The sequence below is a fragment of the Nonlabens marinus S1-08 genome, from assembly GCF_000831385.1.
Classification (GTDB): Bacteria; Bacteroidota; Bacteroidia; order Flavobacteriales; family Flavobacteriaceae; genus Nonlabens; species Nonlabens marinus.
Map to the genome: position 1 here is coordinate 462,951 of NZ_AP014548.1, position 14,441 is coordinate 477,391.

The window sequence follows — 14,441 nt, forward strand, 5'->3', positions numbered from 1 at the left end:
CTTATCTGCCACTTACCACATCCATCTAGCAATCAACATTGGGATAACAATTCCAAAAATGATAGCCGAAATGATTTGTGTCCAATCCTTTTTACTGAAACGAAAAAGTCCTGTAAATATAAAGTTTAAGATCAAGACTATGAGCACAATAACTAATTGTGCTGCCTCGATTCCCAAGGCAAATTCGCCCAGCATGAGTAGCGTGTTTTCATCACTACCTGCCGCCAGCATACGGAAGGCTCCCGAAAAGCCAAATCCATGTACCAGACCAAAGAACACTGCGATACTTGCGGTAAACCATGGCGTGTTATCTCTATGTCGCCTACCCGCTGTGAATATGTTGTACAACGCGGTAATCGCGATGGTTACCGGAATTAAAAATTCAATATAAGCCGTTGAAAATGAAACCTTCCCAAAAACTACTAGCAGTAGCGATATGGAGTGTCCTATGGTAAAAGCTGTCACGAGTAATAAAAGCTTGCGCCATCCATTGAATAGGAAAGGCACAGCGAGCAAAATGATAAACAAGATGTGATCATAAGCTTGAAGGTCCAGCACATGCCAGAAGCCCTCTAAAAAATAAAAGATAAAATTGTCCATTAGAATAAAAAGGTGGTTGATGGTTATTTCCCGAAATATAGAAAGAAGCGCTCGAGCTTAAAACTTATAACACCTCTATTACTAATTAAATTCGCACGCGTAATCCTGCGTAGACATGAACCCCAGGGGCAGGTTCGTAAAACCGCCCACCAAAGGCATTAATTCTTACATTATCAAAATAGCTGGAATTGAATAGATTATTGACGCCCCCTAGTACGGTGAATCTGGTATTCCCCAGTTGTAAAGGATAGCTTGCGCTCAAATCAGAAATTAGAGCATCTTTAATTTTAGCATCGTTCAGATCATCGGCAAACAGCGCACCTCGATACGTGGTATTAAGTTGAAGGAACAATCCATTCTCGACTTGGTAGGTCAAACCTAGGCTTGCTAGATGTTTAGGGATTCCGGGCAGCAGTTTTCCTTCCAGGTCTTGACCGTCCAGATTGTAGTCTGCATAGGCAAAATCAGAATAGGTATAACTGGCATTGACGGCAAGGTTTTGGGTAATAGCGGCTGTGGCAGAAAGCTCTAAACCATAGCGTTGGGTACTTCCTGCATTGCGATAAAATGTTCTTCCTGGAAATTGAGCCTGTTCAAAAGGAACCAGATCATCTGTAGTCTGGATGTAAAACACCGCAGCGGAATATTGTAATGCTGACTCTTGACTCTTGAATCCTACCTCATAATTTACGGCTTTTTGAGGGGTTAGATCAGGATTGAATCCTGAACTTCCATCGGGATTGGAAGAAAGCTCACTGAGCGCTGGAGTTTCAAAGCTGGTCGCAACATTAGCAAAAAAACGTTGTGATGGATTCAGTTCATAGTTAATTCCTGCGCTCCCGCTCCAACTGTTTAAATTTTGAGAACCGCTATTGTCATCACCTGATCGAACTTCTGCTTTCAAATTATTGATGTCATACCTTAATCCACCTAATATGTTCCACTGGCCAATGCTTAGACGGTCGACCGCATAAAAACCATAATTATTATAAGTTTCCAACTGATTAAAATCAAGTGCGCCTCGATCGCCATCCATATTATCATATCGCAACCGCTGGTCTGCTTGAAACGCTAATGAATAACCTATTTGAAACTTGTTTTTTAGTCGGTCATTTTGAGAATCGTAGGTCAAATAACTGCCTTGCCCATAATAATTGCGGTATAACTGCACCTGACCGCCAGACTCAAAAGGCAACTTATTGTCAAAATCCCGATAGGAATAAAACCCATAGGTTTGAAGCGACAGGTTCCCCCAACTTTGATCATAAGAAACCCCTGTTTTGAGTTGTCTAACTTGTTCTTGACTATCAAACTGAACATTACGATCTCTAGCCTGTCGTCGATCTTGCTTCACCTCGCTCAAGGTTAATCCTCCAGCATCTAGCGCAAAAGGACTATCTGTATAATTTAATTGTATACTAAAATTGTTGTCATTTTTTAAATCAAAGGCTGATTTCCAATTGAATTGATTGGTTTCAAAACCGCTAAAATCTCTATAACCCTCACTAGAGGTTCTGGAAAATGAAATGACACTTACTCCTGCATCATGCTTGATACCAGAAGTCAGGTCAAATTTGTTCATCCCAAAATTTCCTGCGACTGCTCCAGCCTCAATATAGGTACTGTCGATTTGAGAAACAGTATTGATATTGATCACTCCTCCTCCGGCATTTCCATAAAGTAATGAAGCTGGCCCTCTCAATACCTGTAGATTATCAATAAGTCCTAGAGTTAGGTTGTCAATTTGCCCTTGCCCATCTGGAGTAGTTTCTGGTATACCATCTACTACGATCTTTATTCCTCGTATCCCGAAGGCTGACCGTGCTCCAAAACCTCTTAAAGAAATTCTCAAGTCTTGGGAATAATTGTTCCTATTAAGCACAAACAGTCCAGGGATTCCATATAGGTATTCATCTAAAGAAAGTTGCTGTTTTGCAGTTTGTGAACCTTTAAAGTTCCTAGTGCTGATAGAAAATGGCAAGTCTACGGTAGTGTTTTGTAAATCGACAGGAGCGGCCACTTGAATTCTTACAGTTTCCAGACTATCAATTTGCGAGTGCATTAAAAAACATGAAAACAAAAGGGCAATAATTAGAACGCAATAATTTCTCAAGGGATTGGATTATGGTTAAGAAACTGCAATTTTACAACATACTAAATCGATTATCGTCAAAGTACACTCAGTATTCAAAATCGTAATTTTGAAAATACACAGATATATTTATTTGCCCCTCAACTATTTATACTTTAAGTGTACAGAAAAAATCGTGATCTGATCTGACTAGTATCACAAATAATCATCCCGCTACAATTAAGTTATAGTATCTTTATTAGCTTTTAAAATTCTAATTATCAGGGCAATATTGATCCATAGGGTTCTGGCGACCGTTTTTGTTGTTCTTACTTTTGGTGTCTGTAATGGGCAAAAGAAGTCTAGAGTCGTGCCTCAACGTGACACTACCTTATCTATCCAAGAGTACTTGCGAAACATGCTGGATAAGAGTTATTATCTATATGATCAGGGTAATTTCAGGGAATCTTTAGAAAATAATTTAGCCACCATAAAATTAGCGGAACAATATGGCGATTATGACGTGGCGCATAATTCATACAGCTATCTTGGGTATGATTACTTGGTTCTTGAAGATACCTTACGGGCACTGGAGAGTTTTGAAAAGTCACATTACTATGCTCGGAAGACCAGAGACCCTATATTAATTGCAAATGCTTATACAGACTTTGCGCAGTTATATGCTCAAGACAGCGCAACCTACGACAAGGGGATTCATTACTTTAAAAATGCATTGATCATTTATCATAAAGAAAGGGACAGCATTGGGCTGCAAGGTTCCTATTATGATTATGCTAGCATCCTTTTTCAAAGAGAAGATGAGAGACAGTTTCCTGTCATCATGGACTCCTTGAGTAAGTATACAGAAATTGCTGATGTAGGCCCAAGATTTAAGGCGATGGCATATATTCTACAAGCCAAAAGCCAAATGCGTGACAACGATCTTAAAGAGGCTGAAAGCACCTTAAGCAAATCTATCGCATTGACTAAAAAAGAAGGTCAGCGAGAACTGCTGGAAGAGTCATACAGTTTATACTCTGAGGTCTTAAGGCGACGAGGTAATTTCTTAGCCGCTTATGAAATGCTGTATAAATATGACAGCTTAAACAGAATCAATCAAAAAACGCGCAGGTTCTCAGAAAGCAAGAGGATTGCTGCACGATTTGAAGCTGATAAAAAAGAAAAAGAGATCCAAAAAGCAAATCTAGAAACAGAACTCGCACAAGAAAAAGTAAAGCAGCGAACGCTGACAAACTACTTGCTTGCAGGCATCATTGTGATAGGTATCGGCTCTATTATCATCCTTTTTTATATAGCAAGAAGACGCAAATCATTCATAAAAACCCTAGAATACAAAAACCAACAGGTAGTCAAAGCTAAAAAAGAGGCAGAACGACTGGCAAAAGTCAAAAGTAATTTCTTCTCTACGGTAAGTCACGAGTTACGCACACCACTTTATGGGGTAATAGGACTCAGCAGCATTTTGTTAGAAAAAAACAAAGACAAAGAAAACTTCCAAGATTTACAGTCCCTCAAGTTCTCGGCAGATTATTTGCTAGCTCTTATAAATGATGTACTTCACCTCAACAAAATCGATTCTTCGCAAAAGTTGGACAAAGAAGACGATGTATTTAATGTAAACGAGCTTCTAGACAACATCATTTCCTCCTTTGAATACATTAGAATACAAAACGATAACACGATAGAGACAGTGTATGATGTCCAGTTGCCACATCTTATTAAAGGAAATAGCACACAACTGTCTCAAATATTGATGAACCTAGTGGGGAATGCGTGCAAGTTTACAGAAAACGGCAAGATACGGGTAGAGTTGAAAGCCATAACTACTGGCAACACGTCTACTATAGAATTCTCAGTAGCCGACACCGGCCATGGTATTGCAAAAAATAAAATCAAACATATTTTTGAGGAGTTCGCTCAAGGCGAAAGCAAAAACAACACTTATCAAGGAACTGGATTGGGTCTTTCCATAGTTAAAAAATTACTGCATGCTGCTGGATCAAAAATAAAAGTCGAAAGTGAGCTAGGAAAAGGGTCAAAATTCTCCTTCCAAATGACCTATGAAGTTGTCCAAGAAAAAGTAACCCTCAAAAAACAGCACGTCAAAAACATTTATAGCCCTAAGTTATTAAATGGAGCGCGCATACTGATTGTTGAAGACAACAAAATCAATCAGATGGTCACTAGAAAAATTTTAGAGAAAGATGGTGTTATCTGTGAAGTTGCTGAAAATGGGAAGGTTGCAATAGACAAGGTAAAAGAGCAGTGCTACGACTTAGTCCTTATGGATGTAAACATGCCAGTTATGGATGGAATTGAAGCAACTCAAGAAATACGCAAATTCAATGCAGTCCCCATAGTGGCATTAACAGCTGTAGAATTAGAGGAAATGAGAGAGAAAATATATTCTAGTGGTATGGACGATATCATTGTAAAACCATATGATGTCAAACAGTTCCAGCAATCTATACTACATAACATAGAAAAAGGAAGCATTACTCGTAAAGGAAAAGAAATCCTAAAAACAAAAAAGCCAAAACAATAAAGTTTTGGCTTTGAGTACCTCAGGCCGGAATCGAACCGGCACGCCTTGCAGCATTGGATTTTGAATCCAACGTGTCTACCAATTCCACCACTGAGGCATTAAAATTGGGAATGCAAAAGTAACAAATAATCTCAATCTCCAATTTTTTTCCGTTGCTTTTTCTACGCAAGCAGGGAAAATAGTTTTACATTTGCAGCCTTAAAATCAAGACCCTAAACCTTTCACGATGCCGTATTCTATTTCTGAAGCAAAACTATTTGGTTGTAGACAAAGCATGGATCTCGCAAAATCCATTGCTCAAGAATATGGAGCGTCGCTAGGCCAAGTCAACTTCACCACCTTTAGTGACGGTGAGTTTCAACCTTCTTTTGAAGAGTCCATTCGTGGACGCCGTATTTTTCTAATAGGATCAACACATCCTAGCAGTGATAACCTAATGGAGCTGTTATTGATGATTGATGGTGCAAAGCGTGCAAGTGCTCGTCACATCACAGCAGTAATACCTTACTTCGGTTGGGCACGTCAAGATCGCAAAGACAAACCTCGTGTACCGATAGGTGCAAAGATGATTGCTAAAGTTCTTGAGGCTGCTGGAGCTACACGTATCATTACAATGGACCTGCATGCAGACCAGATTCAAGGATTCTTTGAGAAGCCAGTAGATCATCTATTTGCTTCATCCTTATTCATTCCTTACTTAAAAGAGTTAGGCTTGAGCGATTTGACCATCGCATCTCCAGATATGGGAGGTTCAAAAAGGGCTTATGCTTATTCTAAAATATTAGAAAGTGACGTGGTAGTTTGTTACAAGCAACGTCAAAAAGCAAACGTCATATCCCACATGGAGCTTATCGGCGATGTTACTGGTAAAAATGTGGTTCTCGTGGATGATATGGTAGACACTGCAGGAACATTGACTAAAGCTGCAGATGTTATGATGGAACGAGGTGCAAAAAGCGTTAGAGCTATTTGTACGCATGCGATCCTATCAGGAAAAGCTTATGAACGTATAGAAAATTCAAAACTTGTGGAATTGATCGTTACTGATTCCATTCCATTAAGACAACAAAGCGATAAAATCAGAGTCTTGTCCTGTGCTCAATTATTTGCCAGTGTGATGGCAAGTGTACAGAACAACGAGTCGATCAGCGATAATTTTATAATGTAATTTCAATTAATAATTAAATAACCCAAAATGAAATCAATCACGATCTCAGGATCTAAAAGAGAAAGCGTGGGCAAAAAGGCAACTAAAGCCCTACGTAATGCTGGATTGGTACCTTGTGTAATCTACGGAGGAGACGAGCCCATACACTTTTCAGCTGAAGAAAAAGCGTTCAAAAGCCTTATCTACACACCAGATGCACACCTAGTAGAAATAGATTTGGGTAGCGACGGTAAATTTGCTGCTATTGCACAGGACATGCAATGGCACCCAGTAAGAGAATTACTTTTACATGCAGATTTCTACCAGATTTTTGACGACAAAATGGTAACTATGGAAGTTCCTGTAAGAAGTACAGGTACAGCTCGTGGAGTACTTAACGGTGGTGTTTTGAGAAGAAACCTACGTAAATTAAGAGTTAAGGCTTTACCAGCAAACCTTCCTGACTTTATCACCATGGATATTTCTCCAATGAAAATTGGCGATAAGAAATATGTACGTGACTTGAGAGTTGATGAGTATGAAATCATGCACTCAGATTCTCTAGTAGTATTGATGATCAAAAACTCTCGTACTGCAATTGCAGATGAAGGTGATGATGAAGAAGAAGTACCAGCAGATGAAGTACCAGCTACTGAGGTGGACAATGAAGCTGCTGTCAAAGAAGGAACTGACGAATAAGCCACTCCTTGAATATTTTACAAGCCGTTCCTGCTATTGCTGGAACGGCTTTTTTATTTTTGATTTATGAAATTCCCTTGGAAAAATTGGTTCCAGTCCCCTAAACAAGAGGCCGCCATATCAACTGATGACACTATGAAGAAATTCCTTATTGTAGGATTAGGCAATCCTGGCGCAAAATACAGCGAGACCAGACATAATATAGGTTTTAAGATACTTGACCAGTTAGCAGCAGACAAAGGAGTTTCCTTTGAAACGCTCAAACTAGGCGATGTGGCTACTACAACCCATAAAGGTAAAACAGTCATTTTGCTTAAACCCAATACGTTCATGAACCTCTCAGGCAAGGCAATTAAATATTACATGAAGCAGGAAAATATCTCTAAAGAAGAATTACTTGTGATTACAGACGACCTCAACCTAGAATTCGGCACAATTCGAATGAAAGGTAAAGGCAGTGATGGCGGCCATAATGGGCTAAAGGACACCCAGGTGCAATTAAATACGCCTAATTACCCTAGATTGAGATTTGGGATATCAGATTCCTTTTCTAAAGGCCGGCAGGTGGATTATGTATTGGGAGAATGGGATGACGTAGAGCGCAAATCGCTTCAAGAACGTATTGAGACTTCCGCAGCAGCAGCACTGGCCTTTGTGCACGGTGGACTTGCTAATGCAATGAATGCCTATAATGGTAAATAATTTGAGAGGTATTTCGCTTTCGCGAAAGCGAACTTACTAGAACTTTCACCCAAAAAAGCTCCATGCGAGTTCCTCCGTAAAACCCTGCAAATTCCCATGGGATTATTTATTTTGCAGTGGGAAAAATAAAGCCACATTGAAGACTTACACGCATCTAGACCAATACCAGTCTGAAAAAAAATCCGTAGTTACTATCGGTACTTTTGACGGCGTGCATCACGGTCATCAACAAATTCTCAAAAAAGTAGTCAATCGAGCTGCAAGTGCAAACCTCACCTCAGTACTCTTGACTTTTTTTCCTCACCCGCGCATGGTCTTGCAACCAGATCATGACCTTAAGCTCATCAACACCATACATGAGCGTGTTGATTTAGTAGCTGCAAGCGGTGTGGATCACATGGTAATTCATCCATTTTCACTAGAGTTTTCTAGAACTACAGCACATGATTATGTCAAAAATATTTTAGTAGATCAACTTAACGCTGCGGTTGTAGTGATAGGTTATGACCATCATTACGGTAGAAACCGCACCGCTAATATTGAGGATTTGCGCAAGGATGCTTTAGAATATGGTTTCGAAATCATTGAAATTTCTAAGGAAGAAGTGGAAGAAGTAGCAGTGAGCAGTACTAAAATTAGAACAGCCATCACGGATGGCGACGTGGTTACCGCAGCACAATACCTCAACCGGCCTTTCAGCATTCATGGCACCATTGTTAAAGGAAAACAAATAGGGCGAACGATTGATTACCCTACAGCAAATCTTAAAGTTGACGAGCCTTATAAATTGATACCTAAACCAGGCGTTTATATTACAAGTAGTGTACTTGATGGTAAAACCGTTTATGGAATGACTAACATAGGGACGAACCCTACTGTTCCTGGAGCTGATAATCTTCAAAAAATTGAGACCTTTTACCTTGATTTTGATCGGGATCTTTATGGAGAATTAGTGGAGCTCTATTTTCATGAGCGACTGCGAGATGAAGTCAAATTCAAATCAATGCAAGAATTAAAAGCCGCCATGGCTTCAGACGAGGCAAAAACTAGAGCTTATGCAACATAAGGTGAATCAGTATTTATTCAAGCAGGTTGACAATTCAGCATTAGTACTGTTTAGGATATGTTTTGGGCTGCTGCTTGCCGTAGAAGCTTTTGGATCTATTGCTACTGGAATGGTTCGTCGCCAGTTCGTTGAGCCAGACTTCACGTTTACGTTTATTGGTTTTGAATTTTTAGAACCTTTGCCTGGCGATGGCATGTATATACTATTCAGTATTATGGGGGTAGCAGGGTTGATGGTCATGGTAGGCTACCGTTACCGTGTAGCCATGCTCTTTTATGCCATTACATGGACCTATGTATACTTACTGCAAAAATCCAGTTATAACAATCACTGCTATTTATTGATGTTGCTCAATTACATCATGGTTTTTTTACCTGCACACCGGTCTGCCTCTATAGACGCAATTAGAAAACCTGAACTGCGTAAAGAACATATGCCGCGATTGATCTATGTCTTTATCATCACATTGATCTGGATTGTCTATGCATATGCTAGTGTGGCCAAATTTTACCCAGACTGGCTGGATGGAAGTTTCCCTAGATACCTGATGAGCATACGCGGGAAAGAATGGTCTCTTTTACAAGAGTCCTGGACCCATGAGGCCATTAAATATTTCGGATTATTTTTTGATTTGCTGATCGTTCCCTTTCTATTGTGGAAACGTACTCGATGGGTAGCAGTTACAGCTTCCGTCTTTTTCCATATCTTCAATAGCGTCGTTTTTAAAATTGGGATATTCCCTTATCTCGCCCTTTCCTTTTTAATATTCTTCTTTTCCGTAGAAAAGATTCATCAATGGTTTTTATGGAAAAAAACATTCTATGATAAAGGTGAAGTCATCGTCCCTAAGTATCGCAATTGGATCCTAGGGATTAGCGGTATCTTTTTATTTATCATGTTTCTCCTACCCTTGCGGCATTGGACGATCAAGGGTGATGTCTTCTGGACTGAAGAAGGCCATCGCTTGAGTTGGCGAATGATGTTGCGCAGCCGCAATGGATCAGCAACATATACCACACTTGATAAAAATACGGGCCAGCGGTCGATTGTCAACCTTAAGGATCATGTATCCCGCAAACAACTAGGAGCCGTTCAAAGCAAACCCGATTTTATGTGGCAACTGGCACAGCGTTTGAAAAAAGAAGCCGCCGCCGAAGGGAAAGATATTGCCGTGTTTATCAATGCTCGAGTAGGCATCAACGGCCGCAGGCCTTCTCAATTTACCGATCCAGAAATAGATATCGCAGCCACAGAGTGGAAATACTGGGAACATGCGGAATGGATCTTGCCCTCACCAGGATATGACAGGGAAGAGAATCGTAAAAAGTAAAGCTTTGCATCCCGGCATTTTTACTAGCAGAATCCCTAATTTTATCACCTCATATTAGAAACCTCTCATGTTACAGATTGCAGCCATACGCGAGCACAAAGAAGAATTTGCACAAGCCCTGAAAAAGAGAAATATCGATGCTTACCCCATGCTGGAAAAAGCACTATCGATGGATGAAAAACGCCGCAGTATTCAAGCAAAACTGGACGAAACTCTTGCAGAAAGCAACAGATTATCTAAGCAAATAGGAGATTTGTACAAATCTGGACAAGCTCAAGAAGCCAATGCATTAAAGGAAAAAACTAGCGGTTTGAAAGAAACCTCTAAAGATCTTTCAGAGCAGCTGACGAATGCCGTCAATGGTCTGCAAGACATTCTATATGGTATACCTAACATCCCGCAAGACTCTGTTCCTGCTGGCAAGTTAGATACTGACAATGAAATAGTTTCTGAACATGATAACATCCCCACTCTTGTTGCAAATGCACAACCGCACTGGGAGCTGGCTAAGAAGTATGACATCATTGACTTTGAATTAGGGAATAAAATCACAGGTGCTGGTTTCCCAGTTTATAAGAGAAAAGGAGCTCGATTACAACGCGCATTGATCAATTACTTCCTTGATAAAAATACTGCCGCAGGTTATGAAGAAATACAAGTACCGCATCTAGTCAATGAAGCTAGTGGATACGGTACTGGTCAACTACCAGATAAGGAAGGACAAATGTATCATGTGGGTGAAGACGATTTATACCTCATCCCAACTGCTGAAGTTCCTATCACTAATCTATATCGCGGTGATCTTTTAGAAATGAAAGACTTACCTATTGCCATGACAGGTTACACACCTTGCTTCCGCAGGGAAGCGGGTAGTTATGGGTCTGATGTACGTGGATTGAATCGCTTGCATCAATTTGACAAAGTAGAAATACTACGCATAGAGCATCCAGATCAGAGTGATGCGGCTTTAGACGCTATGGTCGTTCATGTAAAAGGGATTTTAGAAGAGTTAGAATTACCCTATCGTATCTTGAGATTGTGCGGTGGTGATCTAGGCTTTACCTCTACACTTACGTATGACTTTGAAGTTTACAGTACAGCTCAAGAAAAATGGCTGGAAGTAAGTAGTGTTTCTAATTTTAGAACCTTTCAGGCCAATCGTTTGAAACTAAGATTTAGAAATGGAGATAATGGCACAGAATTAGCGCACACTCTCAACGGTAGTGCTTTGGCCTTGCCACGCATACTCGCTTCCATTTTAGAGAATTATCAAATGGAAAATTACATCAATGTGCCAAAAGCATTGATTCCTTATTGCGGCTTTGACCGCATCGATTAAAATTGAATGAATAGACTGCTGCTTTTTCTTTTTCTGCTAAGTTCCATTTTGGGTCAAGCCCAAAGCATACAGCTCGCAGATAATTATGCAGATCAAGGAGAATACGAAAAAGCCTATACTATTTATGAAAAGGCTTATCAAGGCAATAAGCGTAACTTCAATTACCTATTCCGGATGGTGGAATTCCAGCAACAATTGGAAAACTATCAAAAAGCAGACAGCTTACTGAATCAAGGAGAACAAATCGCAGCGGCAAAATTTTTGTTTCCTGTAGAACGCGGTTTTAATGCCAGTTTACAAGGCAAGGATGAGCTTGCGGCTGCATATTACAACAGTGCCATTGCACAAATTGATTCCATGCCAGAGAGCGGTTATAGTATTGCTCAGGCTTTTGAACGTCGCACCTTGCTGGATCAAGCCATTACTAGCTATGAAAAAACCATGGCTGTCAACCCCAGTTATGATTACAACTTTCAAACAGCCCGATTGTATGGTGAGCAAGGAAAGCTAGAACTCATGTTCAACAAATACCTGGATCTGATTCAAAATAATGAGGAGTTGGTCCCAAGAACTCAAGCTATCTTTTCGCAATACATCACAGATGATGCTGCAAACTCTGGAAATCAAGCCTTAAGGAAAGCCGTTTTATTAAGATCCAGATCAAACCCCAGCTTGATTTACAATCAGATTTTGAGTTGGTTATTTATCCAGCAAAAGGAGTTTAATGCAGCTTTTATTCAAGAAAAAGCGATTTACAACCGCACCCGAGAAAATATTCTGAATCTTCAGAACCTAGCGGTGATGGCGATGCAAGAAAAGGACGATGCCGCAGCCTTAAACATACTAGATTACATCATAGAAGAAACTCAGGTGCAAAGCATCAAATACGTCGCGCAAACTTTAGAGTTGAAGATTAAATCAGATGCCGCTGTGGTTAGCGATTTTCCCGCTATAAAAAAATCATACGAGCAGTTGATCAGCGATTATGGTAAAGATGAGCGCACGTTCTCTTTACAGCACAATTATGCTAACTTTTTAGCTTTGCAGACTGGAGACATTCAACAAGCCATTGAATTGTTAAGCACTTTAGAAGACCAAAAGTTGAGCAGGTATCAAATGGCAGAAAACAAAATGCTGCTGGCTGACATTCTTGTACTTCAAGAACAATTCAATCGTGCTTTGATCTTATATAGTCAGATTCAAAATGAACTCCCAAATGCTGAAATCGCTCAGGAGTCGCAATTTAAAGTGGCTCGAACTAGTTACTTTCAAGGAGATTTCCCTTGGAGCCTTACGCAGCTTAAAGTATTGCGTGGAGCAGCAAGCAAACTGATTGCAAACGACGCCATGGAACTGAGCTTGACCATAAGTGATCACTCTTTATATGATACGACATATGTGGCTTTAAAAGCTTTCGCGAAAGCGGAATTCAAACAATATCAAAACAAACGTACAGAAGCTATTGCCTTATACGACGCCCTTTTGCAAGATCATAAAGGCGATCCCATAGAAGATGAGGCCTTGTTAAAGCAAGCCAAGTTGTACGAACTCGAATCACAATTCCAAAAAGCAGAGCAGAACTACTTGAAGATTATAGACAATTACCCATCGAGTATCTTGATGGACGATGCTTTATATGGTATCGGCTTGCTCTATGAAAACCAAACACAGCAGCCAGAAGAGGCGCAAAAGATTTATGAGAAAATCATTTACAATCATGCAGACAGCATCTACTTTATTGATGCCCGTCGCAGATTCCGCAGGTTGAGAGGTGATTTTGAAACTACAGAATTATAAAACAAGCACATGGTAATTTACAACGTGACCAGTAACATGTCACAATCTCTAGAAGCAGAATGGCTGGAATGGACCCGCGAGCATATTGCCCAAGTATTAGGCACAGGGCTGTTCATGGACGCACGTTTGACTAAAGTATTGGTAGAAGAAGAGGACTCTAGCAGTACCTATTCCATACAATACAAAGCGAGCAGCAGGGAATCTTTAGATTTGTATTATGAGAAATATGCGCCTTCTTTAAGGAAGCTGGCGTACGATAAATTTGGGGAAACCGTACTTTCATTTAGAACCGAGTTAGAAGTAATTGATGAATATAGAGTGCACCCTAATTTGAATTAAGAATTTAATAGAATTTCAATGGAAGACAATCCTAAAACAGAGGCTTTCAGAAGAGCACAAAAAAAAGTAGTAAAACTTCGAAATAATCATAAAAAAACTCGAACGTTTGTAGGATTGATGGGTGCACTTACAATTATAATGGCGATAATTAGTATAATACTTCTTTTCAAGAACAAAAACTTATCATTCGATAAAAAATATTTTAATAAGGATATCAAGTCACAAATGGAGAAGGCCATTGAAGCTAATGCAGGTTTGGATGTTGTAAAGAATATTTACAATAATAGGGTAGTAACATCTCCTAGCATCACAGATATATTCAACAAAAATAGTGATCAATCAAAATATCCAGCAGAAACTCCTTTGTCCGAGGTATTATATGACATGAAGACTGACTACTATTTAAATCTTGAAAAGATTGATACTCTCTATCTGAAAAGGCTAGTGTTTGTAATTAAAACACACGAATTGATTAACCCATTTGATAAGTTAGATCAAAATCAAAAAAATGATTTTGAAAACTTAAGATTAAAGTTAGGAATAAATTATTCAGCAGTCTCTGCTGATGTGAATCGAATAACAGATCAACTACATAACAAAAATCAATTAGTGGATAAATATCTCGACAAATCTAACTTTAGTTTTTTAATCTCCATCATAGCCTTAGTTTTAACTATAGTTCTGTCTTTAATTCAAATTTTTCAAAACAGAAGAAAAAGAATGTTGGAGATTTGGAAGGATGTAATTTCTAATGATGAAATCTTGGAAGAAAATAAAGTTTAAAA

General features: G+C 39.5%; 12 protein-coding genes and 1 tRNA gene. 10 read left to right on the forward strand and 3 right to left on the reverse strand.

Annotated elements, in window-relative coordinates; all coding sequences use genetic code 11:
• Positions 1-12: 12 nt before the first annotated feature.
• On the reverse strand, positions 13-600 hold the full coding sequence (locus NMS_RS02120; protein ID WP_041495164.1) for a HupE/UreJ family protein: 588 nt from the start codon (positions 598-600) through the stop codon (positions 13-15).
• Between the two features lie 85 nt (positions 601-685).
• Entirely contained in the window at positions 686-2,662 is a 1,977-nt protein-coding gene (locus NMS_RS02125) for a TonB-dependent receptor family protein (protein WP_041495165.1), read from the reverse strand.
• A gap of 379 nt (positions 2,663-3,041) precedes the next feature.
• On the opposite strand from NMS_RS02125, the gene NMS_RS02130 reads away from it, so the two are divergent.
• Positions 3,042-5,237, forward strand: coding sequence for a response regulator (locus tag NMS_RS02130; protein ID WP_041495166.1), 2,196 nt, complete (start codon positions 3,042-3,044; stop codon positions 5,235-5,237).
• A gap of 15 nt (positions 5,238-5,252) precedes the next feature.
• On the opposite strand, the gene NMS_RS02135 is transcribed toward NMS_RS02130, so the two are convergent.
• Positions 5,253-5,334, reverse strand: a tRNA-Leu gene (locus tag NMS_RS02135).
• A 129-nt stretch (positions 5,335-5,463) separates the two neighbouring features.
• Between NMS_RS02135 and NMS_RS02140 the strand changes: the two genes are divergently transcribed.
• The 9 genes from NMS_RS02140 (at position 5,464) to NMS_RS02180 (ending at position 14,439) form a co-directional block, all read left to right on the forward strand.
• Positions 5,464-6,405: a ribose-phosphate pyrophosphokinase gene (locus tag NMS_RS02140; protein WP_041495167.1), complete on the forward strand. Its 942-nt coding sequence runs from the start codon at positions 5,464-5,466 to the stop codon at positions 6,403-6,405.
• A gap of 27 nt (positions 6,406-6,432) precedes the next feature.
• The gene (locus NMS_RS02145) at positions 6,433-7,083 is read left to right on the forward strand and encodes a 50S ribosomal protein L25/general stress protein Ctc (RefSeq protein ID WP_041495168.1); all 651 of its coding nucleotides are present in this window, start codon (positions 6,433-6,435) and stop codon (positions 7,081-7,083) included.
• Positions 7,084-7,218: 135 nt separating this feature from the next.
• A complete protein-coding gene (gene pth, locus NMS_RS02150; protein ID WP_041497384.1) occupies positions 7,219-7,785 on the forward strand; it encodes an aminoacyl-tRNA hydrolase in 567 nt (188 codons plus the stop codon).
• A 136-nt stretch (positions 7,786-7,921) separates the two neighbouring features.
• On the forward strand, positions 7,922-8,851 hold the full coding sequence (locus NMS_RS02155) for a bifunctional riboflavin kinase/FAD synthetase (protein ID WP_041495169.1): 930 nt from the start codon (positions 7,922-7,924) through the stop codon (positions 8,849-8,851).
• Complete coding sequence (locus NMS_RS02160; protein ID WP_041495170.1) at positions 8,841-10,181, forward strand: HTTM domain-containing protein; 1,341 nt, start codon at positions 8,841-8,843, stop codon at positions 10,179-10,181. The genes NMS_RS02155 and NMS_RS02160 overlap by 11 nt, the downstream gene beginning before the upstream one ends.
• A 67-nt stretch (positions 10,182-10,248) precedes the next feature.
• Positions 10,249-11,520 (forward strand): serine--tRNA ligase, encoded by a 1,272-nt coding sequence (serS, locus tag NMS_RS02165; protein ID WP_041495171.1) that lies wholly within the window; start codon positions 10,249-10,251, stop codon positions 11,518-11,520.
• A 6-nt stretch (positions 11,521-11,526) separates the two neighbouring features.
• Positions 11,527-13,317 carry a tetratricopeptide repeat protein gene (locus NMS_RS02170; RefSeq protein WP_041495172.1) on the forward strand — a complete coding sequence of 597 codons (1,791 nt, stop codon included), beginning with the start codon at positions 11,527-11,529 and terminating at the stop codon, positions 13,315-13,317.
• 9 nt (positions 13,318-13,326) lie between these two features.
• The gene (locus NMS_RS02175; protein ID WP_041495173.1) at positions 13,327-13,656 is read left to right on the forward strand and encodes a DUF4286 family protein; all 330 of its coding nucleotides are present in this window, start codon (positions 13,327-13,329) and stop codon (positions 13,654-13,656) included.
• Positions 13,657-13,674: 18 nt separating this feature from the next.
• Positions 13,675-14,439 carry a hypothetical protein gene (locus NMS_RS02180; protein WP_041495174.1) on the forward strand — a complete coding sequence of 255 codons (765 nt, stop codon included), beginning with the start codon at positions 13,675-13,677 and terminating at the stop codon, positions 14,437-14,439.
• Positions 14,440-14,441: the final 2 nt, after the last annotated feature.